Annotated in this window: 26 protein-coding genes; 8 read left to right on the forward strand and 18 right to left on the reverse strand. The window is 34.5% G+C overall.

All coding sequences use genetic code 11. The features are described 5' to 3' along the window. Positions 1–14: 14 nt before the first annotated feature. From rpsO to HJ01_RS07325, 3 genes are all read right to left on the reverse strand, one after another. Positions 15–281 (reverse strand): 30S ribosomal protein S15, encoded by a 267-nt coding sequence (gene rpsO / locus HJ01_RS07315; protein ID WP_007137711.1) that lies wholly within the window; start codon positions 279–281, stop codon positions 15–17. 107 nt (positions 282–388) lie between these two features. Next, a complete protein-coding gene (locus tag HJ01_RS07320) occupies positions 389–1330 on the reverse strand; it encodes an energy transducer TonB (protein ID WP_007137712.1) in 942 nt (313 codons plus the stop codon). A 34-nt stretch (positions 1331–1364) separates the two neighbouring features. Further along, the gene (locus tag HJ01_RS07325) at positions 1365–1820 is read right to left on the reverse strand and encodes a GAF domain-containing protein (RefSeq protein ID WP_007137713.1); all 456 of its coding nucleotides are present in this window, start codon (positions 1818–1820) and stop codon (positions 1365–1367) included. Between the two features lie 72 nt (positions 1821–1892). Here HJ01_RS07325 and xrtF point away from each other — a divergent pair, with 72 nt between their 5' ends. The 5 genes from xrtF to HJ01_RS07350 all read left to right on the forward strand — a co-directional run bounded on the left by xrtF (position 1893) and on the right by HJ01_RS07350 (position 6060). Then, on the forward strand, positions 1893–2444 hold the full coding sequence (gene xrtF / locus HJ01_RS07330; protein ID WP_007137714.1) for an exosortase family protein XrtF: 552 nt from the start codon (positions 1893–1895) through the stop codon (positions 2442–2444). Continuing rightward, positions 2419–2862, forward strand: coding sequence for an exosortase F system-associated membrane protein (locus tag HJ01_RS07335; RefSeq protein ID WP_040473767.1), 444 nt, complete (start codon positions 2419–2421; stop codon positions 2860–2862). The genes xrtF and HJ01_RS07335 overlap by 26 nt, the downstream gene beginning before the upstream one ends. Positions 2863–2919: 57 nt before the next feature. After that, on the forward strand, positions 2920–3750 hold the full coding sequence (locus HJ01_RS07340; protein ID WP_007137716.1) for a restriction endonuclease: 831 nt from the start codon (positions 2920–2922) through the stop codon (positions 3748–3750). A 32-nt stretch (positions 3751–3782) separates the two neighbouring features. After that, positions 3783–5138, forward strand: coding sequence for an MBL fold metallo-hydrolase (locus HJ01_RS07345; protein ID WP_007137717.1), 1356 nt, complete (start codon positions 3783–3785; stop codon positions 5136–5138). A gap of 238 nt (positions 5139–5376) precedes the next feature. Beyond that, on the forward strand, positions 5377–6060 hold the full coding sequence (locus HJ01_RS07350; RefSeq protein WP_007137718.1) for a DedA family protein: 684 nt from the start codon (positions 5377–5379) through the stop codon (positions 6058–6060). A 321-nt stretch (positions 6061–6381) separates the two neighbouring features. Here HJ01_RS07350 and HJ01_RS07355 read toward each other — a convergent pair whose 3' ends face one another. The 15 genes from HJ01_RS07355 to HJ01_RS07425 form a co-directional block, all read right to left on the reverse strand. After that, positions 6382–7134: a hypothetical protein gene (locus HJ01_RS07355; RefSeq protein ID WP_007137720.1), complete on the reverse strand. Its 753-nt coding sequence runs from the start codon at positions 7132–7134 to the stop codon at positions 6382–6384. Beyond that, a complete protein-coding gene (locus HJ01_RS07360) occupies positions 7121–8014 on the reverse strand; it encodes a hypothetical protein (protein ID WP_007137721.1) in 894 nt (297 codons plus the stop codon). The genes HJ01_RS07355 and HJ01_RS07360 overlap by 14 nt, the downstream gene beginning before the upstream one ends. A gap of 113 nt (positions 8015–8127) precedes the next feature. Then, positions 8128–8535 (reverse strand): hypothetical protein, encoded by a 408-nt coding sequence (locus HJ01_RS07365; protein ID WP_007137722.1) that lies wholly within the window; start codon positions 8533–8535, stop codon positions 8128–8130. Between the two features lie 5 nt (positions 8536–8540). Beyond that, positions 8541–8750 carry a hypothetical protein gene (locus tag HJ01_RS07370; RefSeq protein ID WP_007137723.1) on the reverse strand — a complete coding sequence of 70 codons (210 nt, stop codon included), beginning with the start codon at positions 8748–8750 and terminating at the stop codon, positions 8541–8543. A gap of 282 nt (positions 8751–9032) precedes the next feature. Beyond that, complete coding sequence (gene groL / locus HJ01_RS07375; RefSeq protein ID WP_007137724.1) at positions 9033–10661, reverse strand: chaperonin GroEL; 1629 nt, start codon at positions 10659–10661, stop codon at positions 9033–9035. A gap of 61 nt (positions 10662–10722) precedes the next feature. Beyond that, positions 10723–10998: a co-chaperone GroES gene (groES, locus tag HJ01_RS07380; RefSeq protein ID WP_007137725.1), complete on the reverse strand. Its 276-nt coding sequence runs from the start codon at positions 10996–10998 to the stop codon at positions 10723–10725. 131 nt (positions 10999–11129) lie between these two features. Continuing rightward, complete coding sequence (secG, locus tag HJ01_RS07385) at positions 11130–11456, reverse strand: preprotein translocase subunit SecG (protein ID WP_040473768.1); 327 nt, start codon at positions 11454–11456, stop codon at positions 11130–11132. 3 nt (positions 11457–11459) lie between these two features. Continuing rightward, the gene (locus HJ01_RS07390) at positions 11460–12311 is read right to left on the reverse strand and encodes a tetratricopeptide repeat protein (protein ID WP_007137727.1); all 852 of its coding nucleotides are present in this window, start codon (positions 12309–12311) and stop codon (positions 11460–11462) included. A 104-nt stretch (positions 12312–12415) separates the two neighbouring features. After that, on the reverse strand, positions 12416–12919 hold the full coding sequence (locus HJ01_RS07395; protein WP_007137728.1) for an LptE family protein: 504 nt from the start codon (positions 12917–12919) through the stop codon (positions 12416–12418). A gap of 66 nt (positions 12920–12985) precedes the next feature. Further along, a complete protein-coding gene (locus HJ01_RS07400; protein WP_007137729.1) occupies positions 12986–14245 on the reverse strand; it encodes a sigma-54 interaction domain-containing protein in 1260 nt (419 codons plus the stop codon). A gap of 281 nt (positions 14246–14526) precedes the next feature. Next, positions 14527–15972 (reverse strand): tRNA (N6-isopentenyl adenosine(37)-C2)-methylthiotransferase MiaB, encoded by a 1446-nt coding sequence (gene miaB, locus HJ01_RS07405; protein ID WP_007137731.1) that lies wholly within the window; start codon positions 15970–15972, stop codon positions 14527–14529. 217 nt (positions 15973–16189) lie between these two features. Continuing rightward, positions 16190–16981, reverse strand: a complete 792-nt coding sequence (locus HJ01_RS07410) for a hypothetical protein (RefSeq protein ID WP_007137732.1) — start codon at positions 16979–16981, stop codon at positions 16190–16192. 24 nt (positions 16982–17005) lie between these two features. Further along, positions 17006–17734, reverse strand: coding sequence for an MIP/aquaporin family protein (locus HJ01_RS07415; RefSeq protein ID WP_007137733.1), 729 nt, complete (start codon positions 17732–17734; stop codon positions 17006–17008). Positions 17735–17759: 25 nt separating this feature from the next. Beyond that, entirely contained in the window at positions 17760–19256 is a 1497-nt protein-coding gene (glpK, locus tag HJ01_RS07420; protein WP_007137734.1) for a glycerol kinase GlpK, read from the reverse strand. 22 nt (positions 19257–19278) lie between these two features. Then, on the reverse strand, positions 19279–20862 hold the full coding sequence (locus HJ01_RS07425) for a glycerol-3-phosphate dehydrogenase/oxidase (protein WP_007137735.1): 1584 nt from the start codon (positions 20860–20862) through the stop codon (positions 19279–19281). A gap of 153 nt (positions 20863–21015) precedes the next feature. Here HJ01_RS07425 and HJ01_RS07430 point away from each other — a divergent pair, with 153 nt between their 5' ends. The 3 genes from HJ01_RS07430 to HJ01_RS07440 all read left to right on the forward strand — a co-directional run bounded on the left by HJ01_RS07430 (position 21016) and on the right by HJ01_RS07440 (position 25648). Next, on the forward strand, positions 21016–21789 hold the full coding sequence (locus tag HJ01_RS07430; RefSeq protein WP_007137736.1) for a DeoR/GlpR family DNA-binding transcription regulator: 774 nt from the start codon (positions 21016–21018) through the stop codon (positions 21787–21789). Between the two features lie 174 nt (positions 21790–21963). Next, positions 21964–24495, forward strand: coding sequence for a type I DNA topoisomerase (gene topA, locus HJ01_RS07435; RefSeq protein ID WP_007137737.1), 2532 nt, complete (start codon positions 21964–21966; stop codon positions 24493–24495). A 1-nt stretch (position 24496) separates the two neighbouring features. Next, the gene (locus HJ01_RS07440) at positions 24497–25648 is read left to right on the forward strand and encodes a formimidoylglutamase (RefSeq protein ID WP_007137738.1); all 1152 of its coding nucleotides are present in this window, start codon (positions 24497–24499) and stop codon (positions 25646–25648) included. Positions 25649–25772 lie beyond the last annotated feature (124 nt).

Below are 25772 nucleotides of genomic sequence, written 5' to 3' on the forward strand. Positions count from 1 at the left end.
CTTTAATATATTGATTATTTTCTAATACCCAATACTTTGATAATCTCACGGTATCTGTTGATTTCTTTCTTTTTCAAGTAATCCAACAAAGATCTTCTTTTTCCAACTAGCAATACTAATGAACGCTCTGTGTTGTAATCGTGACGATTTTTTTTCAAGTGTTCTGTTAGGTGGCTAATTCTGAAAGTGAACAAAGCAATTTGAGCTTCTGATTTACCTGTGTTTGTTTTTTCTCCGTGTTTAGCGAAGATTTCTTCTTTAATCTCTTTAGTTAAATACATTCCAATATTTGTTTAATGATTTTTATGTATGTCTTACAGCTATTGTAATACGGCTGCAAAAGTACTATTTATTTTGGAGAAATCTAAAATAAATTTAATAATTAATGTTATTTTGCTATTGTAATAGGAAGAGAGTAGAGAACTCTTACAGGGATGCCTCTCATAACTCCTGGGACCCATTCTTTGTATTTTTTTAAAACTCTAATTGCTTCTTCGTCTAATCCGTAGCCAAGTCCTTTTATTATTTTAGTTTCAACAATACTACCGTCCGTTTCAATTACAAATGTTAGGTATATTTTTCCAAAAACAGTATTCCGAGCTGCATTAGGAATTCTCATTGATTTTCCGATATAACTGTAAAAATTATTCATTCCTTTTTTGGGTGCAGGATATTGATATGCTTTTTTATAGATGTGTTCAATATTTGAAGAGTCAATACTTATGCCGGAAATTAATTTTCCGTTTTCATAGTTTTCGACGAAAGTATAGTTCGGTTTTTTGCTACGCCCTTTCCAGTTTCCTTCATGGAAGCCGTCTTTTATTTTGCCGCTTTCAAAAAAACCCTCATTTGAATCTTCATAATCTCCATTGCCGTCAATTACGGTTTGGACATGTTCAGCATTCCAGAATTGATTTATTTTAGATTCAGAGCTAATCTCTTTTTCATTTTCTAAATATTCAATTTCGGATTTCGGTTGTCCGTTTTCGTACCAATGATACTGTTTGCCGCTTAGTCTGGATTTTATATATTTTGAGACTGTTTTTTTATTACCGTTTTCATAATAGTACACAAACTGTCCCTCTTTTACTAAATAATCTTTATTGGTAGACGTTCCTGCCATTTCTAAAGTCCCTGATTTGTAATAATCAAAGACGTTGTAGATATTCTTGTCAGAATAGTAATCTTTAATAATCCTGTAATATTTGTAATTGTCTTCTGTTGATTCTTTCCATATGGAATCAAAGTAAACAATTTTACTAACTGGGGATTGTGAGAATGATAAAAATGGAATTAAAAATAGTAAGGCTAGATGTAAATTTGATTTCATAAATGTTTTTAATAAAAAAATAAATGTAATACTATTAGTATAATTTAGCTATTTCTTTATTTACAAATTCTAAAAAGCGTTCGTCAGATTCTGTGAATGGATCTATCACATGACTATCAATATCAATTTGACCAATATTCTCTCCATCTACAAATAAAGGGACTACGATTTCTGATTTTACCGTAAAACTGCAGGCAATATAATTATCTTGAGCCGCAACATCTGGAACCACAAAATTGTCATTAGAAACGGCAACTTGTCCGCAAATACCTTTGCCAAAAGGAATTACTGTATGATCTGTTTCTGCTCCTACATACGGTCCTAAATGAAGTGTTTGAGTTTCTTGATTTGCAAAATAAAATCCAACCCAGTTGTAGTAGTCTATATTGTCCTGTAACAGTTGGCAAACGGCTAAAAGTTTTTCGTCTCTTGAAAGGGTAGTATTTATTGTAATTGCAGTTACTTGTGGTTGTAATTCCTGGAATGTCATGTTTTTTTTTTTTAATACAAAAGTATTTAAAGTCTCTTTCAAAAATTATATAAATTTGTTAAAAAATAGACTTTGAAAAAATATTTCAATAAATACAAACCTTTTTTACTTTTTCTGGCGAAGTTTTTTTTGACGTATATTATTCTAGCTCTTATTTATCAGGGATTTTTGAGAAGTTTTGGAGAGGATAAAATCGATTCGATCACCGAGTTGGTTGCCGAAAACACAAAACAACTGCTGACACTATTTGATGCGGATTCTGATATAATAAAAATTGATTCTGAACCCTATATTAGATTGATTTACAATCAGCAATATGTAGCCAGAATGATAGAGGGCTGCAATGCTATTAGTATAATCGTTTTGTTCATTTCGTTTGTGGTTTCGTTTTCGGGCAGCGTTAAGTCTACCGTGCTTTTTATTTTGGGTGGAAGTCTAATTATTTATATATTAAATGTAGCTCGCATAGCTATTTTATGTGTGTTGATATATCTTTTTCCAAAGCAGCAAACATTGCTGCACGGTGTGCTTTTCCCGCTATTCATTTATGGTGTTGTTTTTATTTTATGGGTGATTTGGGTTAATAAATTTTCATTGTATGCTAAAAATACTGCTAACTCATAAATTCAGATTTTTTATAGTACTATTATTTGTTCTCTCATTTGTCCTGATACGGGTCTATGAAGACAACTTGTTTTACGATCCTTTCCTTGATTATTTCAAAAGTGATTTTAATGATTTGCCGTTACCATTGTATAATCCTTTCCGTTTGTTTACTAGCTTACTGTTTCGCTATGGATTAAATATGTCGCTTTCATTAGCATTGATTTACACCCTTTTTAAAGATATTGGAATGGTTAAATTTGCCTCATTTTTGTATGCTTTTTTCTTCGTTCTTCTAATTTTTTCTTTCCAGGCCATAATCTGGGTTTATGGCGAGCATAATAATCTAGTGCTTTTTTATGTTCGAAGATTTCTTATTCAGCCCATATTTATCCTATTGTTTATTCCCGCATTTTATTATCAAAAGCTACATAAATAGTTATTTTTATGTATCTTTAATTGGTTTTATTTTATTGATAATCAATTAGGTATGTAGATGAAAATTGTAAAGCATTCAGGGGACATCGTTGATTTTAATCCTGAAAAACTCAAAAAGTCACTTATGAAATCGGGCGCTAGTCCAGCTGTAGTTGAGGGTATTTTACGCATAATTCGTAAAGAACTCTACGAAGGGATATCAACAAAGAAAATCTATAAAAAGGCTTTTGGGTTACTTAAAAAGGAGGCTAACTCCCATGCAGCACGATATAATCTAAGGGCAGGTCTTCAAGCATTAGGTCCAGCAGGTTTTTTCTTCGAAAAATATATTGCTCGACTCTTTACTGCGGAAGGCTATTTAACGGTGACTAATTTGATTTTACAGGGAAAGTGTGTTTCTCATGAGATAGACGTTCTAGCTAAAAAAGACAATGCAGTTATGATGATTGAATGTAAGTTTCATTCTCGAAGAGATGCTGTTTCTGATGTCAAAGTCCCTTTGTATGTTTTCTCCAGATTTAATGATTTGAAAGATAAGCAACATGTTATTTTTTCATTAAAAGATACTGTTTCAAAATGTTGGATAGCTACTAATAATCGCTTTACCTCAGATGCGATAGATTTTTCAAAATGTTCGGGAATGAGCTTATTAAGCTGGGATTATCCAAAAAACAACAATTTGAAAACTAAAAATGATATTGATTGTCTTTATCCAGTGACTTGTTTAACGACTCTTTCGCTGGCTGAAAAAGATAAATTGTTAGTGCTTGATATACTCTTAGCAAAGGAATTAGTTAATAACTCAGATCCTCTTGAAAAAATAGGATTGAGCTCAAATAGAATAAAAAATGTTTTAAAAGAGGTTACAGAATTATGCAGGTGTGATTAAATTATCTAGTTATTTAACAAAAAAACAAGGTCATGAAAATAAAATTTATCGGAGCAGCGGGAACGGTGACAGGTTCAAAAACATTGATTGAAAGCAATGGAATTCGGATTTTGATAGATTGTGGGCTTTTTCAAGGAATTAAACCCTTGAGGGAGCTCAATTGGGAACCTTTGCCTGTTTTGGCTTCAACAATTGATTTTGTACTACTGACTCATGGTCATTTGGACCACTGCGGTTGGTTACCTAGGTTAGTTGATCAAGGTTTCAAAGGGAAAATTTATTGCAGCGAGCCGACAAAAGCAATTGCAAAGTTAATTCTATTAGACAGCGCCAAAATACAAGAGGAGGAAGCTGAAAAAGCAAATAAAGAAAAGTATTCTAAACATGAAGTTGCACAGCCGCTATATAATGTTGAACAAGCAAAAAAAGTATTTCCTCTTTTTAGGGTTGTGAAAACAAATGAAGACGTTCACTTGGATGCTCAAATTACTGCTATTTTTGTTAATGCGGGTCATATTATTGGTGCTTGCAGTATTGAACTAACAATAGAAAACAAAACATTGGCGTTTTCCGGGGATATTGGTCGTGATAATGACGCGCTGATGTATCCGCCTACCAAGCCTAAAAAAGCTGATTATGTGTTTCTTGAAAGTACCTATGGAAACAGAATACACCCAAATACGGATGTCAAGTTAGAATTGGAGATGTATATAAATAACACGATTAAAAATGGGGGCACAGTTATAATACCAAGTTTTGCAGTCGAACGTGCGCAAATGGTGATGTATTTATTGTGGCAGCTCAGAGAAGAAGATAAAATCCCTAATGTCCCATATATCATTGATTCTCCCATGGGAGTGAGTGCGTTCGATATATTTTTTGAAAATTTGAAATGGCATAAATTATCAATTGAAGATTGCGTAGCGATAGGTAAAATGTTTACAATGATTTCTGATTATCGGGAAACGATTGAAACAATTTATAACAAACAACCTAAAGTGGTGATTGCTGCCAGCGGTATGGTAACTGGCGGAAGAGTGTTGAGTTATTTAGAACGCTATATCGAATTAGCAGAAACTACGGTGATTATTGTAGGCTATCAGGCAGAAGGTACTCGTGGTAGGAAATTGTTAGAAGGCGCTAAGGAGGTTAAAATCTATGGAAAATACTATCCTGTAATGGCAAAAATCCTCGAAATAGAAGGCTTGTCTGCGCATGGTGACCAAAAAGATTTACTCAATTGGCTTTCAGAATTGGAAAACAAGCCTGAAAAAGTATTCTTGGTTCACGGTGAAAATCAACCTGCAGATGAACTCCGAATTAAAATAGGGGAGCAGTATGGTTTTGATTGCTCCGTTCCGCTGATGGGACAAGAATTTGAGATTTAAATTAGTTGAATTGATATAAAACAGCAATTAATATTCGATCAGTAAGTTTGTGTTTTGATTTTTTTTTTTAGATAATTTAAGTTTTATTATTGATGCAGTATTTTTGCAATGTTCTAGTCGCAAATAATATTGCTTCTTCAAGCGTTAATAAAACTGTAAAACTATTCAATATATTGTGGTTGAAGTAAATTATGATTACTTTCACGCACGAATTATTTTAGCACAAACACCCCACTGAATGAATAGCTTTGATTGGAAGAATTTAATTGACCCACTTTTTTATATTCACTTTGATGTGAATGGAATAAAATTAGGGATTTATATCGTATTGTTTATTGTTTTTGCGGAAACAGGATTGTTTGCAGGGTTCTTTTTGCCTGGGGACAGTTTGCTTTTTTTAGCAGGGATCTATAACCGTGAATTGATAGAAAATGTGCTTTTTATAGACAGCGCTTTTATTAACGTTATGATATTGTCTACTTCGGTGGCAATAGCTGGTGTTTTAGGTAATATAGTAGGGTATTGGTTTGGGTCTAAAAGCGGATATTATCTCTATAATAAAAAGGATACTTTTTGGTTTAAGAAGAAATATCTAGTACAATCAAAAGATTTCTTCGAGAGACATGGAGGTAGAGCTATTATTTTTGCAAGATTCTTGCCTATATTTAGAACTTTTGCTCCTATTGTAGCAGGTATTGTAACTATGGATAAAAAGAAGTTTATGTTTTACAATGTCGTAAGTTCTTTCCTTTGGTCTTTTACATTAATTTTTGCAGGACACTATTTATATGGTTTCTTATTGAATAATTATCAAATCGACTTAAAGAATCATATTGAATTAATAATTATTGGTTTAGTGGTATTAACGCTTTCTCCAGTATTGCTTAAATTAGCTAAAAAAAACACAGTAACTGAAGATTAAAAATAGAGTAATCAGTTTTAAAAGTTAGTTTTTATTTGCATTATATATACTAAATAAAAAATCCGTTCACTTTTGGTGAACGGATTTTTTTATGATAAATGGTTTGGAATTACATCATTCCTGGCATACCGCCACCTATTGGTTTGCCCATGCCATAATTTTCTTTAAAATTACCACTATTAATGTTTTTATATCTTCCATAAAATTATCAGAAGGAATGTAATCTATAATGGTTTTTCTAATTTTTACTTTTTCAAATGTAAGCAATAATCTATAAAATAATTAAATCCTGCTCTTGGTATGGGCAGGATTCTTTGATTCTTATTGTTTTAGTTTTTTAAAGAATGATAAATAGCTGTAATAATCTGTAATTTTAACTTCATCTATTGACATGCTAAAAGTGGATTTTGGATATAAAAGTGTGTCATTATTATAACGACGGGGATTATATATAAACTCGAATTTGGCTATGTCTAATTTATTTTCAAGTATAAACTCTTTTTCAAAGAGAGGTATTGGTAATTTTACTCCTTTGTTAGAAAAATAGACTTTTACTGTGTCAGCATAGGATATATCTTTTTTATTTAAAGTAATGTATTTCCGGATTAGATTGTATTTTTTTCCATCGCAGATTTTTTGTTCAGATACTAATTTGTAATTATTAAAAACTATAATTGGTTTTAAAGGAAACCCATGATCACCTAGTAATGTATCAATAACTATTATTTTATTTACAATCAGTTTTTTTGAATCAGTATAATATCCAAATCCATCCGTCTCTTTAAAAACTCCTAATTGAAAATAGGTATTTGGATTTGGTAAAGTGTCATTAACTTCTCCATCCTGTGGGAACTCATACAAAACATAATCTTTGTAGGTAATAACGTAATTATATGATACAAGGTCAAAATAGGCATTACGGTCTTTCAACCTTATTGGCCAATGTTTTGTGATTTTAAATTTCCGAATTGAATCTTTAGTTATGTATTTTACAAATGAAAATGACATTAATATTAAAATCCCTAAAGAAGCTAATTTGGTTAATTTTCTAATTATTATTTTATTGATCACCATCTGCATAAGGTCTTTTTACACTATAACTTGTGAAGTTATCTTCTTTTGTTTTGAGTGCAATACCGCCACAATTTAATACTGCTTTTACGTTAAAATTTATATTTATTGTAGCTGTTTTTGGATTATTTACAATAGCAGAAACACTGTTTATAGTGTGAGTCACATCAAACAATGAATTATCTGTTGTTTGGTAAACAGATTCATGTGTTATACTTACCCACTCCCAGTGATTATGAGCTCTATTGTGAATACCTGTATCTACGGATTGAAGAGTGATACCGTAACCTGTATAAAAACGCCAAGTATATCTCACAGTTCTTGATGAACTATCATCAAATGTTACAACTGAATTAATGTCTTCAGATATAGATTGTCCATATGATGAATCAAACGTACTTTCAAGGTCTCTACATTCATTTTCAGGATCTGTTGGATCTTCATCACCATCTTGACACCAAGGCCAATCATTATTAACTGCACAGTCATAAGGATTTTCTTCAATATCTGGTTCTTCTATCCATTCACATTCATAAACACTATAAGTGTAGTTTGTACAAACTTCCTCTCCTCCTGGGCCAACACAAATTTCATATTCAATTTCACGGTCACCACAAACGTAGCCTAGGCTAGTAGCTGTTTTAGATGTCTTTTTTTGTTTTGTGATTGACTCCGTCCGTTTTAATTTTTTATTTACAACACCTTTTGATAAGACCCAGACCATAGTATAATTGTCTTTTGGGTTTTTAAATGAAACTTCGCCATCAAATTGCTTTGATTTAAAGTTACCGCTATTGATTTCTTTTATATCTCCCATAAATGTATCCGATGGAATGTAATCTATAATGGTTTTTCTAATTTTTACTTTTTCAAATGTAAGCAATAATCTATAAAATAATTAAATCCTGCTCTGGGTATGGGCAGAATTGATAGTTTAAGTTGCTTCTTAATTTTTTTGATAAAAAAGAGAAATAGTTTCGGCCGAATTGTAGTCCACTAATAGCGAGTCAAAATATCTTTTACAATATATCCCTTTAAAATATTTTTTCCTTCGTTCGTAGCTTTATATTTAAGTGTTTTTTCTATTCCTTTTACCTCTTTCTTGGTAATAAAATCTTGCCAAACAATTCTTATGTAATAATTATTCAAATCACTTCTTAAGTAAAAAGTAGTAGTATTAATTACGTTTCTATTATTAGCTGGAGAAAGACTAATTATTAAAGCAGGCTTTATTTTTAAATCGGCCAACAAAACAGCACATGGCTTTCCAATATATTTCTCTTTATTTAACCTAATCTCTTTTATTTGGCTAATGGTATCGTTTTCTTTTACTTGAGCTTGTACATTCCCAATGTTAAAAATAAAGAGTATTAGAATTAGGCATATTTTCGTTATATTTTTCATAGCATTTAATTTAAATTACAATTAGTTGTTTTTGTATATATTGTTTTTGTGGGGTCGCTGAGGTCTAGATAGGAATTCACAAAAATGGGGATAAAATTTCCATTATTGTCCATTTTATTCAAAGTGATTCCTATATTATGATTTTGTAATACAAATGCCAATGCAATTTCAAAAGCCTCATCATCTGATTTGCCTACAAGCAACATATTTGCCATAACATCATTAAATTCTAATCCAATAGAAGATTCTATTTTCCAATCATGAGTAGTTGAATCATAATAATTACTTTGTGGATATACAGTGCTAAAAAAATCAAAAGTATAATAAAGAAATAATATTTGTTTTTTTTATTTTAAAAGTTAACAAAATATACAGTTTACGCTGTACATTTTGTTAAAACTTGAAAAGTACAGCCTTGATTCAAAAATAGGCACAAAAAAAGCCCGAAGCGATAAACTTCGGGCTTTTTAGCTCTGTTTTTGTCTTTCGACAAAATATTACATCATTCCTGGCATACCGCCACCCATTGGGTTTCCGCCACCATTTTCTTCTTTAATATCAATTAAAGCGCATTCAGTAGTTAAGATCATTCCTGCTACTGATGCAGCGTTTTCTAATGCTACACGAGTTACTTTTTTAGGATCAATAATACCTGCTTTTAGCATATCAACATATTCGTCTGTTTTAGCATTGTAACCAAAGTCCCCTTTTCCTTCAGCTACTTTTGCAACAACAACAGAACCTTCAAGACCTGCATTTTCAACAATAGTTCTTAATGGAGATTCTACTGCACGAGATATGATTTGAATTCCAGTAGCTTCGTCTGCGTTATCAGCGGTTATTTCACTTAAAACTTTTTTAGCTCTAAGTAAAGCAACTCCACCACCAGCAACAATTCCTTCTTCAACAGCTGCACGAGTGGCGTGAAGCGCATCGTCTACTCTGTCTTTTTTCTCTTTCATTTCAACTTCAGATGCAGCACCTACATAAAGGACAGCAACACCACCAGCTAATTTTGCCAAACGTTCTTGTAATTTTTCCTTATCATAGTCAGAAGTGGTAGCTTCCATTTGACCTTTGATTTGGTTTACACGATTTTTGATCATGTCAGCTTCGCCAGCACCGCTTACAATAGTAGTGTTGTCTTTATCGATAGTTACTTTTTTAGCAGTACCTAACATTTCGATAGTTGTATTCTCAAGTGTATATCCTCTTTCTTCAGAGATAACAGTTCCACCAGTTAAAATGGCAATATCTTCAAGCATTGCTTTTCTTCTGTCTCCAAAACCAGGTGCTTTAACAGCAGCGATTTTCAAGGCTCCACGAAGTTTGTTTACTACCAATGTCGATAATGCTTCACCATCTACATCTTCAGCAATAATCAATAAAGGTTTTCCTGATTGTGCTACTGGCTCAAGAACCGGTAGTAATTCTTTTAAAGACGAAACTTTTTTGTCATATAATAAGATATATGGACTTTCTAGTTCCACTTCCATTTTTTCAGAATTGGTAACGAAATATGGAGAAAGATATCCTCTGTCAAATTGCATTCCTTCAACAACATCCACATAAGTGTCAGTTCCTTTTGCTTCTTCAACAGTGATCACACCTTCTTTTCCTACTTTTGCGAAAGCATCAGCGATTAACTCACCAATTACTTCGTCATTATTAGCAGAAATAGACGCGATTTGTTTGATTTTATCAGAATCAGTACCTACCACTTGAGATTGTTTTGCTAAGTCAGCAACAATTGCTTCAACAGCTTTGTCAATACCTCGTTTCAAATCCATAGGATTAGCTCCGGCAGCAACGTTTTTTAAACCTTCTTTTACGATAGCTTGAGCTAAAACGGTTGCGGTAGTTGTTCCGTCTCCTGCCAAATCATTAGTTTTAGAGGCAACTTCTTTTACCATTTGGGCTCCCATATTTTCTAATGGGTCTTTTAATTCAATTTCTTTTGCAACAGTAACACCATCTTTTGTTACAGTTGGTCCACCAAATGATTTTCCAATGATTACATTACGACCTTTTGGTCCAAGGGTTACCTTTACAGCGTTTGCTAAAGCATCAACACCACGTTTAAGTCCGTCACGTGCTTCTATATCAAATTTTATATCTTTTGCCATTTCTTTAATTTATTTAAAGTTTATTTTGTTTAAAGTTTCAAGTTTTCTTGATTCTTAATTTTTAGATAATTGCAAGAATATCATCTTCACGCATAATCAAATAGTCTTTTCCTTCCAGTTTCAATTCTGTACCGGCGTATTTACCATAAAGAACGCTATCGCCAATTTTCACAGTCATAGTGTGTTCTTTGGTACCGTTTCCAACTGCTACAACAGTTCCTTTTTGTGGTTTTTCTTTGGCGGTATCTGGAATAAAAATCCCTGACGCAGTTTTTGTTTCAGCAGCAACTGGTTCTATAAGAACGCGGTCAGAAAGTGGTTTAATGTTTAAAGCCATGATTTTATGTTTTAATTTTATGTAATTATGTTAGAATTCAGAAATTATGCCATTCTGTAAAAGATGACATAATTTCTTATAAAAAATGCCAGCTTTGACAGGCTGGCACTTAGTATATTTTGCGGTATAAATTATTCTGCAGCTGGTGCGTCCTGTACCGGTGTAACTGGAGCTACGGGAGCAGCAGTTTGTGTGTTTTCGATGATTTTAGAATCCGTATCGCTTAGTGTTCCTGTGAAGCTTAAACTTGACAATAAAATAAGTGCGATTAAGATTGTAGCTAGTGTCCAAGTACTCTTGTCTAAAAAGTCAGTTGTTTTTTGAACGCCACCCATTTGAGTCGATCCACCTAAAGTAGAAGAAAGTCCACCGCCTTTAGGGTTTTGAACCATTATTACTACAATCAATAGGAAACAAACGATTGTTATTAAAACTAAAAAAATTGAAAATGTGCTCATTGTTTAATTATTATTTTGTTGTAAAATCTTAATATCCGTGATACGGTCAGCAAAGAAACTACTTTTTTCTGGATATTTCAAAATTAATATTTCATAAGCTTGAATTGCTTTTTGATATTTTCTTTGTTCTAAATAAACTCGGGCTAAAGTTTCGGTCATTAAGGACGTATTGTACTCTTTGTTAATGTCAATACGTGCTGTAGAAGTTACTCCATGCTTGACTGGAGATATCTTTGGACTGGTTTCAATAAACTTGTCTATTAAGGCCGATTTTTTCTTCTTATTTTTTTCTTCTTGAACCGTTTTTATGTTATTTATTATATCATTTGTCCTGTCTATTGGTTGGGTTCTTGACAGCTGAAGCCATTCCTGGAAAGAATGCTTTTCATTTTCGGAAAAATCCAAAGGCTTGCCTATATCCAACTTGTCTTCGGGTTCTTTTGAAGTTTCTTCAATTTCAGTTCCTGCGGCTCCTTTAATGGAGGTTAGAATTGATTGTTCTAAAGAGTTCGCTTTAGGTTCTAACTTGCTTTCCGGAACGATCAATTCACCATCAATTACATTAATCTCTAAAAGATGAAGGTTTTTCTTGTCGAATAAATCTTTTTGAATTGCGATAAAACTATCTGAAGTAATGAAATCAAACAAAACTGTTCTGTCAGTGGTATTGGCAGCCGTAGCTTTTAATGCAGAATTATACTTAAAACTATTCTGACTGTAAAGCCCTTTTAATTGCAAAGCTCTTGCGCTTTGAAAAAAAGGAAACTCATCCAATACCTTTTCCAAAGCCAGTGTTTGCTGCTCAGTAATGGCATTTGGTTTGTTAATTAGATAAGTATAATCAGTTACGTTCATCTTTTTGAGTGTTCAGTATTATGTAATCAGTATGTATTTCCCGAAAGCTTGCGGGTGTTTTTTGTTGTTTAAACACTAAAAACTGCCAACTGCTGACTTCTTTATTACCATTTGGCAAGCGATTCATTAAATATGTCTTGAGTAATTCTTTCAAAAATTTCCTTAAGGGCAGTATCTAATGTAGTGCCAGACAATTGTGTTTGGGCTTGGTAATCATAATAAAATTCAAATGTCTTTTCGAAATTATCTATTTCCTTATTTTTATTAGTAAATCGAACATTTACCCTAATTTTTAAACGACTTTGGGACGCCTGTTGATCAGCTGTTGCTGTCATAGGACTAATTCTGTAGTCAACTATTTCACCTTCATAAGTTAAATCTCCACCGTTTTTCACCAAATTTAAATTGGTTTGGTTCTGGATGATGTCCTGTAAGGCGAGGGTGAATGTTCTGTCAATTCCAGGTTCAATCAATTCTGAATTGTTTTGAAAGAAATTAACTTGAAAAGTTTTCGCATCGATTTTTCCAGTTCCGGTAAAGTTATAAACGGAACAACTGTTTAACGTAATAAGGATTGCAAGAGCAATGATAAAGTGTAAGTGTTTCATTTTATATTTAAAATTCAAAGATATTCAAATTAAATTGACAATCTGCAACCAGTTTTTGTCGGTATTTTAAAGGTCGAATTGTTTTATTTTTCGGTATAGTGTTCTTTCTGAAATTCCTAATTCATCCGCAGCTGCTTTCCGTTTTCCTTTGTTTTTTTCTAATGACTTCTTGATCATTTCGATTTCTTTCTGCTCTAATCTTAGGACTTCTTCTTCCTCTTCTACAGTTTCTGCAAAAAGATAATTATCATCATTTTCCTGGTATATTTCCTCTTTGTGTTGGTTAGAAAGTAATGCGGTTCTGGGTTCCTCTTCAAAATCTATTTCACTATCGTTTTCTTTGGAACCGTATATTTTGGTGATCAAGTTTTTATTAGTTTCCTGCACTTTAGAACTGCCACTTTCCATTAGTTCTAAGGTGAGTTTCTTTAAGTCGTGCAAGTCGCTTTTCATGTCAAAAAGTACTTTGTACAAAATCTCTCTTTCATTACTAAAGTCGCCCTCACTTTTTTTATCTTTTATTACAGAAGGTAAATTGGCGCCTTCAGCGGGTAAGTATGATTGTAAGGTCGCAGCAGTGATGTCGCGATTTGTTTCTAAAACAGAAACTTGTTCAGCTACATTTCGTAATTGACGAATGTTTCCGCTCCAGCGAAACTTTTGTAAAACAAGAACGGCATCATCATCCAGCTTCAATGGAGGCATTTTGTATTTGTGCGCAAAATCAGCTGCAAATTTTCTAAACAGTAAATGGATATCCTCTTTGCGATCGCGTAAAGGTGGTAAAGGAATGTCTACTGTACTTAGTCTGTAATATAAGTCTTCACGAAACTTCCCTTTTTCGATCGCTTCAAATAAATTTACATTTGTGGCAGCCACAATTCTTACGTCTGTTTTTTGAACTTGTGAAGACCCCACTTTAATGAATTCGCCATTTTCCAGCACACGAAGAAGTCTAACTTGGGTTGTTAGTGGCAATTCGCCCACTTCATCAAGAAAAATAGTTCCTCCATTAGCCACTTCAAAATAGCCTTCACGGGTACTTGTAGCTCCTGTAAAAGCTCCTTTCTCATGGCCAAAAAGCTCGCTGTCAATAGTTCCTTCTGGAATTGCACCGCAGTTTACCGCGATATATTTACCGTGCTTTCTGTGAGAAAGCGAGTGTATAATTTTCGGGATACTTTCCTTTCCGACTCCACTTTCACCCACAACTAACACGGATATGTCAGTTGGGGCAACCTGAATCGCTTTCTCTATGGCACGATTCAATTTCGGGTCATTACCGATAATCTCAAATCGTTGTTTTATAGCTTGAACTGTATCCATTCTGTTTTTTGTTTAAAGTTTTTTGTTTAAAGTTTCAAGTTGCGTGACAAACTTTAAATCTAAACTTTTTTATAATGAAATAAAAGGTTGTTACTATTGTGGTTTTGTTATTGTATCTTCTACAGTAGTAGTTGTTTTTTCAACTTTATGTTTTGGGAAATAGGTCCGGATAATATAAAACGTAACTCCGAATCCAATTATAAAAGTAACTAAACCAATTATTATATTTTTTTTTAACATCTTATTCTTTTCTTAATTAATTGAGTTTGCTGCTAAGCTTTCTAATTCATCTCACTTAAGCCGGTTGCTTCCCCTTTCAAAGTTCCGCTGGTGCAACTTGTAATTTTTACATAGACAAAGTCGCCAATTTTATAATTCTCTTTTGGAAAAACTACGGTGATACTTTGTGAGTTCCTACCAGAGAATTCTTCAGTTGATTTTTTAGAAACTTTCTCTACTAATACTTCAACGGTTTGACCAATGAATTCTTCAGAGCGCGACCAAGCATGTTTTTGTTGTAGGTCTACAATTTCTTGTAATCTTCGGGCCTTGGTTTCATCCGTTACATCATCTTCCATTTTTCTTCCTGCCAATGTTCCTGGACGTTCTGAATACGAATACATATAACCAAAGTTATATTTGACATATTCCATTAGACTCAAAGTGTCTTGGTGGTCTTGCTCAGTTTCAGTAGGGAAACCAGCAATCATATCTTGTGAAATAGATCCGTTTGGAATGATAGCTCTAATTTTATCAATTAAAGTCATGTATTCCTCACGGGTATGCAAACGATTCATTTCCTTCAGAATTCGATTGCTTCCTGATTGAACAGGTAAGTGAATGTGTTTGCAGATATTATTGTGTTTAGCAATTACGTGTAACACACTTTCGTGCATATCTTGCGGGTTGGATGTCGAAAAGCGAATACGCATTTTTGGAAAACCAACAGCCACCATTTCTAATAATTGGTCAAAATCTACAGCAGTTGCTTTTTGCATTTCCGTAGCAGCCACAAAATCTTTTTTCAAACCACCACCATACCAAAGAAAACTATCAACATTTTGTCCTAAAAGCGTAATTTCTTTAAACCCCTTGTCCCATAAATCCTGAATTTCCTTCATGATGCTTTGCGGTTCACGACTGCGCTCTCTTCCACGCGTAAAAGGCACTACGCAAAATGTACACATATTATCGCAACCACGTGTGATGGATACCAAGGCAGTAATTCCATTACTCATCAAACGAACCGGAGAAATGTCTCCATAAGTTTCGTCTTTAGATAAAATCACATTAATTGCATTTCGACCTTCTTCGACTTCTTGTAAAAGGTTAGGTAAATCTTTATATGCATCAGGGCCTACCACAAGGTCTACGATTTTTTCCTCCTCTAGAAACTGTGTTTTCAAACGCTCTGCCATACAGCCTAAAACGCCAACTTTCATTTTCGGGTTTATACGTTTCACCGCATTGTATTTCTCTAAACGCTTGCGAACGGTTTGTTCAGCTTTGTCCCTTATCGAACAGGTGTTTACCAAGACCAAATCAGCCTCTTCAAGTACTTGGGTTGTGTTGTATCCGTTGCCAGACAATATGGAAGCCACAATTTCACTGTCCGAAAAGTTCATCGCACAGCCATAGCTTTCTATGAATAGTTTTTTTGTATTCCCAGGTTTATTTTCTAAAACAAGACTTTCCCCTTGTTTGCTTTCTTCAATAATCTTTTCCATAAGTCACTTTCAAAAGTGTGTTTTAATAAGTTGGCAAAGGTACAATTATTTGCGTGAATATGACAAGATGTCAGATGAAGAATTAACATTGTTTTTAGTTTTTAGTTCAGGAGCTATTCACGGCTATCCAGGCTAGGTACGAGTTCCAGTTTGAGAAATAAAAAACCCTCTCTTGAAAATAAGAGAGGGTTTTAGGGAACGTATTAAAATTAAATATCTAAAACAAGTTTACGTCCAATTGAAGTCTTGCAATTTTATTTGAAGGATTCCACATTGCTGTAGCGGAAACAGGTAGCTTGTAATGAAATATTTCAATATTTTTTGTTGCTTTTATACCTGTATTGACGATGTCAAAATCACTTTCAATTTTGTTGGTAAATAAATGTTTGCTTCCATTAAGAGGAAAGGCAGCACCCCAAAACACATTTAAATTTACTTTTTGGTTTGTAATAATTGGGTAGCTTAATTCAACATAGGTTGAGTTTCTACTTCGATATTCATTGCTGTCGTTTAATTCACGGTCATTTAATCCGCTATAGAGTAGTATGTCGGCTTCTATTCGAATAGGGAATGCTTCTGGAAAACGGTATGAAGTTCTTAAATCTATAATGTGAGTGGTAGTGAGTTTGTCATAATTGAATACTCTAGGTGATTCGATTCCAGTAGTATTGAATAAATCCCACAATCCAATAGACAAATTGTTTTTTTGGTACTGTACATAATAGTTTATTTCGCGGTAGTTTCCGTCAAATCCAGCTCCGCCCCAAATCCCTACTGTTAAGGTTTGGCTTTCGTTTAAGGCGTAGTGGATGTTTCCGGTAGCCGTCATGCCATCATTAATAACTAGTCCTCTCCATAAATGGCTAGTTTCTAAGCTAACGTTAAAGTCTAGACGAGATGATTTGGTCTCTTTATTTGGTGTAATTATTGTATCTGAAATAGTTGTTTTTTGGCCGTATCCAGCTAACCCTGTAAGTAGAATTACAGCGGAAATTATTATTTTATTCATTTTAATGATTTGTTTAAATGAGGGTTAGCTAAGCATTAAAAAACATAAAGCAGCCAGTATTGATCCTATGATAGGGCCTAGAATAGGGACCCAAGCATAGCTCCAGTCACTGTTTCCTTTTAGAAGTATTGAATGTACAATTCTAGGGCCTAAGTCTCTAGCTGGGTTGATAGCGTAGCCTGTTGTACCACCTAAGCTTAGTCCAATTGCCCATACTAGAATGGCAACAGGTAGAGCACCTATTGAACCTAATCCGATTTTTGCATCAGCCGCAGCTGCGATACTTAAATCTGGACCTGAGAGATAAAAAATTACTAAAATAAGTGTGAAAGTCCCTATGATTTCACTGATTAAATTAGACGAATAATTTCTGATTGCGGGGCCTGTACTAAAACAAGCTAATTTCCCGCCTTCATCTTCGGTAGCGGCAAAATGATCTTTGTGTGACAACCAAACTAAGAAAGCTCCTAACATGGCGCCTATTAGTTGAGCGATAATATATGATGCTACCTGACTCCAGGCAAATTTACCTACAAGTGCTAGTCCTAATGTTACTATAGGATTTAAGTGTGCGCCGCTTACTGGACCCGCTACAACTACACCTATAAAAACGGCAAATGCCCATCCGGTAGTAATTACAATCCATCCTGAATTATTTCCTTTCGTTCCTTTAAGAACTACGTTTGCAACGACTCCGTTGCCTAATAAAATCATTAGCATGGTACCAGTGATTTCTGCTATAAATGGGGTCATGTTCTAGTGTTTTTATGATTTACAATTAATCTTCTATCCAGTTTGTCGCGCGTCCAACAGCTCTGTCCCAGTTGTGTACTAATTGATCGACTTCGTTTCTTTTCATTTCTGGATTAAACTCACGGTCAATTGACCATTGTTTTTGTAAATCATCCACACTTTTCCAATATCCTATAGCTAGTCCTGCTAAGTATGCTGCGCCCAATGCAGTTGTTTCTAATGTCTTAGGTCTGATTACTTTAAAGTCAAATAAATCCGATTGGAATTGCATCATTAAATTATTGGTTGCAGCTCCGCCATCAACCCTTAATTCAACACCTTTTTTGCCAAAATCAGCTTCCATTGCTTTAACTAAATCGTATACTTGGTAAGCTATTCCTTCTAGAGTGGCACGTGCGATATGCGCATTAGTGGTTCCTCTGGTAATTCCTACGATTGCACCTCTTGCGTATTGATCCCAGTGTGGTGCGCCTAGGCCTGTTAATGCAGGGACAAAGTAAACACCGCCGTTGTCTGGTACTTTTGACGCTAAAGTTTCGATTTCCTCTGCTGAATCAATCATTTTAGCTCCGTCTCGTAGCCATTGTACAGCTGCACCTCCTACAAAAACACTTCCTTCTAGTGCGTAAGTTGTTTTTCCGTTGATTTTCCAAGCTACCGTAGTAAGTAAGTTGTTTTTAGAATAAACAGGTTTAGTTCCAGTATTCATTAACATGAAGCAACCAGTTCCGTATGTGTTTTTAACCATACCTGGTTCTGTGCATAATTGACCAAAAAGGGCGGCTTGCTGATCTCCGGCAACTCCTGCGATAGGAATTTTTGTTGCAAATAAAGTCGTGCAGGTTTCTCCGTATATTTCACTGCTTTCTTTTACTTCGGGTAACATTGCTCTAGGTATGTCGAATAACTCAAGTAGTTCAGTGTCCCATTCTAGCGTGTGTATATTTAACAATAAGGTTCTACTAGCATTAGAAACATCTGTCATGAACATGGCTCCGCGGGTAAGTTTCCAGATTAACCATGTGTCTACGGTTCCAAAACAAAGTTTTCCTTGTTCTGCTTTTTCACGGGCTCCAGGAACATTATCTAAGATCCATTTTACTTTTGTTCCAGAAAAATAGGCATCTAAGACTAAACCAGTCTTTTTTTGGATCATCTCAGCGTGTCCTTGCGCTTTTAGCTCGTCACAATATTTTGCTGTTCTTCGGTCTTGCCAAACAATTGCATTGTAAATAGGTTCGCTAGTTTCTCTGTCCCAAACGATAGTTGTTTCTCGTTGGTTTGTTATGCCAATTGCGGCAATTTGCTTTCCGTTAATTCCTGTTTTTGCAATTACTTCGGCAGCAACACTAATTTGTGAAGACCATATTTCATTAGGGTCATGTTCTACCCATCCTGGTTTTGGGAATATTTGCTCAAATGGCTTTTGAGATATGTTTACTATTTCTCCGTCATGGTTAAAGACGATTGCTCGTGACGATGTTGTTCCTTGGTCAAGTGCTAAGATTAATTTATTTTTCATGGTTAGTGTATATAGGTGTTAATTAATTTGATCTAAATTCTGTTAATAGAAATCCGTTTGCAAGTGTTTTGAATTGGGTTATTTGGTTTTCTATCCAAGCTTCATCATGTCCGAGTTCTTTGGCAAGTAATTTTGCTACTTTATCTGAAACGGCTATCGCAGCACGAGCATCTAAGAACAAGAGGCGTACTCTTCTTGATAGCACGTCGTCAATTGTTCTTGCCATTTCATGTCTGATTGCCCAGGCAACTTCGGCCATGGTATAGTCGTAATCAGGGTGTAGCTTTTGTTTTAATTCTGGCTCTTGTCTTTGTAACTCTAGTATTTTGGGAATATCGGTACCATATATATACAAATGGTTTTCACGATCAGCAGTATTTGTTTTGATATTTCCGTGAATGGATATGTGTTCTGTTTTGCATTGTCTTTTAGGGAGATGACGAACAGTTATTGCTTTGTCAATAATGTCTTCAGCAATTTTTCTATAAGTGGTCCATTTACCTCCGGTTATCGTAATTAGCCCAGTTTCGGAAACAATTATTTTATGACTTCTGGATACTTCCTTAGTGCTTTTACCTTCTTTTTCGGGTGCTGCAAGTGGTCTTAGCCCTGCAAAAACAGATAATACATCAGCTCGTGTAGGTTTTTTTGCCAAGAATCTTTGAGCAGTTTCTAGAACAAAATCGATTTCTTTTTCAAGTGCAATTGGCTCTAAACTATGACTTTTAATTAAAGTGTCAGTTGTTCCAACAACAATTTTATCGTGCCACGGTACTGCAAATAAAACTCTTCCGTCACTTGTTTTCGGAATCATAAGTGCATGGTCACTTGGTAGAAAAGACTTGTCAAAAACAAGATGGATTCCTTGACTTGGAACAATGTATTTTTTATAAACAGTGTCGTTTAGTTTCATTATGGAATTTGTAAAAACACCAGTTGCGTTTATGATAGCTTTTCCTTTTAAATCATATAAGTCTCCAGTTTCCTGGTTTTTAACCTGAACACCGGTTACTTGGTTTTCGCTGTCTTTTAAAAGGTTAACAACCTTGGTGTAGTTTAAAAGGCAAGCGCCTTTCTCGACTGCAGTCTGAGCTATATTAATAGCTAAACGCGAATCGTCAAACTGTCCGTCCTGGTAGATAACGCCACTAACCAATCCTTTCTGCTCAATGGTAGGAAGTAGTTCGATTGTTTTTTTCTTTGTAATATATTTAGATTTGCCTAAACTTAATTTACCGGACAACATGTCGTAAATGGTAAGACCTATAGTGTAAAAATAACCACCCCACCAATTGTAGTTAGGTATGACGAAAGATTGGTTTTTAACAAGATGCCCAGCGTTTTGCGCCATTAAGCCCCTTTCTTTAAGAGCTTCTCTAACAAGGGATATGTCACCTTGCTCAAGGTAGCGTACCCCACCGTGAACTAATTTAGTACTTCTGCTCGAGGTTCCTTTTGCGAAATCTACTGCTTCAACTAAAATAGTTTTATACCCTCTGCTTGCTGCATCAAGTGCAGTACCAAGGCCGCTAGCTCCTCCACCAATGACAATTACGTCCCATTCTACAGTTTGTTTTAGTTTTGATAATTGTTCAGGTAGTTTCATTGTGTGTAGTATTTGATGGTTTAAAGCTTTGTTTACTTTCGAATAACAAACATAATGAAATTAAATGAAACTAAATAAAATAAAATGATATTTATTTGTGTATTTTATTTTTGTATCTTTAAAAACAAGCAATACTAAATAATAGGAGACACTATGACCATAATCAATAGAAGACAAGAGGATATACTTAAAGAATTAAATCAAAAGGGATATGTGAATGTGGTTGATTTGTGTGAAACACATAATGTTTCAACCGTAACCATACGAAAGGACTTGAACTTTTTAGAGAATGAAAAGCTTTTGCATCGTACGCATGGCGGGGCTAGTAAGCAGCCTATTTATGCGTTTGAAAGGGATATAAGTGATAAGGAATCATTACAGGTCGTACAGAAAAAGCAGATTGCACAAGAGGCATTGAAATATATAAGTAATAACGATTATATTATATTAGGTTCGGGTTCCAATATTCATTATTTGTCGCGAATTATTAAGGATTTTCAAAAATTAACAGTACTTACGCCGTCACTAAAGGTTTCGTTAGAGCTTTGTAAAGAGCCAAGTATTGATACAATTCAATTGGGCGGAGATATTCGAAACAGTTCAACTTCGGCTGTGGGGCCTATAGCAGAGTCGATTTTAGGTCAATTTTCATGTAATAAGTTGTTTTTGGGAACAGACGGTATTCATTTAGAATTTGGATTAAGCACGTCAAATGCGTTGGAAGCGCATCTAAATAAGGCAATGATTGATGTTGCAGAGAAGGTAATCGTATTGGCCGATTCTACAAAAATGAATATTAGAGGGTTTGGTAAAATATGTAATCTGAATAAAATTGATGTTTTGATTACTGATAGTGGTATCGATAATGAAACCAAAGCGAAACTAGAAGAGTTGGGTATTGATGTGGTTGTTGCTGGAAAAGGTTGATTTTTATTCCTTAATATATAGGTGTAAGTTGAGAAGGAGTGTTTTTAATAGGTTTTGAGGAATACTGTTAGTTAAGGTTTTAGAGGCTTTTTTTTGGAGGAAAAATATTTTTAAAATTTTCGAAAGCCCAATATTTAAAAAAAACTTCTACTTTTGTCCGAGAAAAATAGAGCAATGGCAAAGAATTTAGTTATAGTTGAGTCCCCTGCAAAGGCAAAAACAATCGAGAAATTTTTAGGGAGTGATTTTCAAGTAGAGTCAAGTTATGGGCATATTGCCGACTTGCCTTCCAAAGAAATAGGTGTAGATGTAGAGAATGGTTTTAAACCTAAATATGAAGTTTCATCAGATAAGAAAGCTTTGGTAACTAAATTGAAAGGTTTGGCAAAAAAAGCAGAAATGGTTTGGTTAGCAAGTGATGAGGATCGCGAGGGTGAGGCTATTTCTTGGCATTTATCAGAGGAACTAAAACTGGATAAAAGCAAAACCAAACGAATTGTTTTTCACGAAATTACAAAAACTGCTATTCTAAAAGCAATAGATAATCCACGTGAAATTGACTATAATTTAGTAAACGCACAACAAGCAAGGCGAGTACTTGATAGGTTAGTGGGTTATGAATTGTCTCCTGTATTATGGAGAAAAATTAAAGGGGGTTTGTCCGCTGGACGTGTGCAGTCAGTTTCAGTTCGTTTGATTGTGGAGAGAGAACGCGAAATCCAGAATTTTAATGCTGTTGCAAGTTATTCTGTTGTGGCAGAATTTACTAATGAAGCTGGAAAATCATTCAAAGCAAAAATCCCAAAAAATTTCAGTACTAAAAAAGAAGCTGAAGATTTCTTAAATAAAAATGTCGGTTCTAATTATAAGGTTTCGGATTTAGAAACGAAACCAACCAAAAAATCACCAACAGGGCCATTTACGACTTCGACCTTGCAACAAGAAGCGGCGCGTAAATTGTATTTGCCTGTTGGAATTACCATGCAATTGGCGCAACGTTTATACGAAGCGGGATTGATAACTTATATGAGAACGGATAGTGTTAATCTTTCTAAAGACGCTATGGATGCTGCTCAGGCAGAAATCATTAAATCTTATGGAAAGGAATTCTCTAAACCGCGAACTTTTGTAAATAAAAGTAAAGGAGCACAGGAAGCTCACGAGGCTATTCGTCCTACTGATATGTCGCGTCATACGGTGAATATCGATAGAGACCAAGCTCGTTTGTACGATTTGATATGGAAAAGAACCTTGGCTTCGCAAATGAGTGATGCACAATTAGAAAGAACAAATGTCAAAATTGAGGCTAATAATCACGGAGAGTTATTCACTGCTTCAGGTGAAGTGCTACTTTTTGAAGGTTTCTTGAAAGTGTATCTTGAAGGACATGATGACGATGAAGAAGAGCAGGAAGGAATGTTACCTGCTATGAAAGTCAACGAAAAATTACAAAACAATTACATCACTGCTACCGAAAGGTATTCTAGACCTCCGGCACGCTATACTGAAGCTTCTTTAGTTAAGAAACTAGAAGAACTAGGAATTGGTCGTCCATCAACTTATGCTCCAACGATTTCTACTATAATCAACAGAAACTATGTTGAGAAAGGAAATCTTGACGGACAAGAAAGAAAGTATACGCAATTGACTTTACAGTCTGGGAAACTGGATGAGAAGGAATTGAAAGAAAATACAGGTTCAGATAAAGGAAAATTAGTGCCAACGGATATCGGGACAATTGTAACTGATTTCTTGGTAAAGAATTTCGGGAATATTTTAGATTATAATTTCACTGCAAAAGTGGAACAAGATTTTGATGAAATAGCCGAAGGGAATGTAGACTGGGCGGTAATGATGAAGGAGTTTTACGATAAATTTCACCCTACAGTGAAAGACGTAGAGGCAAATGCCGAAAGAGAAAGCGGAGAAAGGATTTTAGGGAAAGATCCTAAAACTGAAAAGCAGGTTTCCGTTCGTTTAGGGAAATTTGGTCCAATGGCTCAAATTGGTGAAGCGGATGATGAAGAGAAGAAATTTGCCAGTCTAATGGCCGATCAAAATATTGGAACGATTACTTTGGAAGAGGCGCTAAACCTTTTCCTACTTCCAAAAGATTTAGGAGAATATAAAGGAGAAGAGGTTCAGGTTAGTAATGGCCGTTATGGTCCTTATATTCGTCATGGAGCGGCTTTTGTTTCTTTGCCAAAAGGAGAGAATCCTTTGGATGTCGATTTTAAAAGAGCACAGGAGTTAATTGATGAGAAAGCTATTGCTGATGCTCCAATTACAGTATATAAAGGCGAAGGTGTTCAGAAAGGAACAGGTCGTTTTGGTCCTTTTATCAAATGGGATGGATTATTTATCAATGTAAATAAGAAATATGATTTTGATAATTTATCGCAATCAGATATCGAAACATTGATTGAAGATAAATTGCAAAAGAACATTGATAAAGTTTTGCACAACTGGACTGAGGAAGGGATTTTAGTCGAAAAAGCACGTTGGGGACGTTCTGTAATAACCAAGGGAAAAATTAAAATTGAATTGGGTAAAGATGTCGATGCGACAAAACTGACATTGGAAGAAGTGCAAGAAATGATTGCTAAGAAGACTCCTGTCAAGAAAACTGCCGCCAAAAAAGCACCAGCTAAAAAAGCAGTGACTAAGAAAGCAGCAGTAAAAAAACCTGTAGCAAAAAAGAAATAAAATGGAATTTGATTTTTTAAAACCCATTGATTCTGATATTTTAGAAGAGATAAAAAAGTTATCTTCTCAGCAGCTGGGAAGTAAAATCGTTTTTCATACGGATGAGCAATTCCCTGATTTAAATAAGATTAACATTGCTATTATTGGTGTTTTGGAAAACCGAGGAAATGACAAGACCACAACAGATGTTGATTTGTTAGCAATTCGTAAAGAGCTCTACAGCATGTTTCCAGGAAACTGGGATGCTTCTATCGCTGATTTAGGAAATATTCTTGCAGGAAACTCTGCAGATGATTCTTATTTTGCCTTGCGCAAAGTCGTTTCGGATTTAATTAAGAAGAAAATTATTCCAATCGTTATTGGCGGTTCTCAAGATTTGACCTTTGCACTTTACAGAGCGTATGATGAATTGGAACAAATGGTAAATCTAGTTACTATAGACAGTAAGTTTGATTTTGGAAAAGAAAATGAGGGCGTTTCGGCTGCTTCATATCTGACAAAAATTATCATTGATGAACCAAATAATCTCTTTAATTATTGTAATATTGGGTATCAAACCTATTATAACTCACAGGAGGAGATTGATTTAATTGAAAAATTATTTTTTGATGCCTATAGATTGGGGGAGATTTCTAATAATATAGCCTTGGCAGAACCAGTTTTTAGAGATGCAGACATAGTTAGTCTTGATTTGAATTCTATAAAGTCTTCAGATTCAGGCAATTTTGTTACATTTACTCCTAATGGCTTTAACGGGAAGGAGATTTGTTCATTAGCCAGATATGCTGGAATTAGCGATAAGGTATCTGTTTTCGGAATATTTAATCATAATGATTCGGTTCAAGAATCCATTTTGGTGGCGCAGATTATCTGGTATTTTATAGAAGGCTTTCATTACCGTTCAAATGAGTATCCTTTTGGAAGTAGAGAAAATTATATAAAATATATTGTACCTTTAGAAGAAGAGGTTTTGGTTTTCTATAAAAGTGACAAAACAGATCGATGGTGGATAGAGATACCATTTATTTCAAATGGGAGTAATAAATTGAAAAGGAATACGTTATTACCTTGTTCCTACGATGAATATTTAGGGGCATGTAATCAAGAATTACCCGAAAGATGGTGGAAAGCACAACGCAAAAACAGTATTTAGGAGTTTAATTGCTTCGACTAAAATTTTTTTTTCAAAAAGAATGTTTAGTGTAAAATAATTGTTTTATTAAAAAATAATAAATAGGTTTACACACTTAAAAAATAATGAAAATATAACCCGAATT

The organism is Flavobacterium frigoris PS1, assembly GCF_000252125.1.
In the GTDB taxonomy this organism is placed as follows: Bacteria; Bacteroidota; Bacteroidia; order Flavobacteriales; family Flavobacteriaceae; genus Flavobacterium; species Flavobacterium frigoris_A.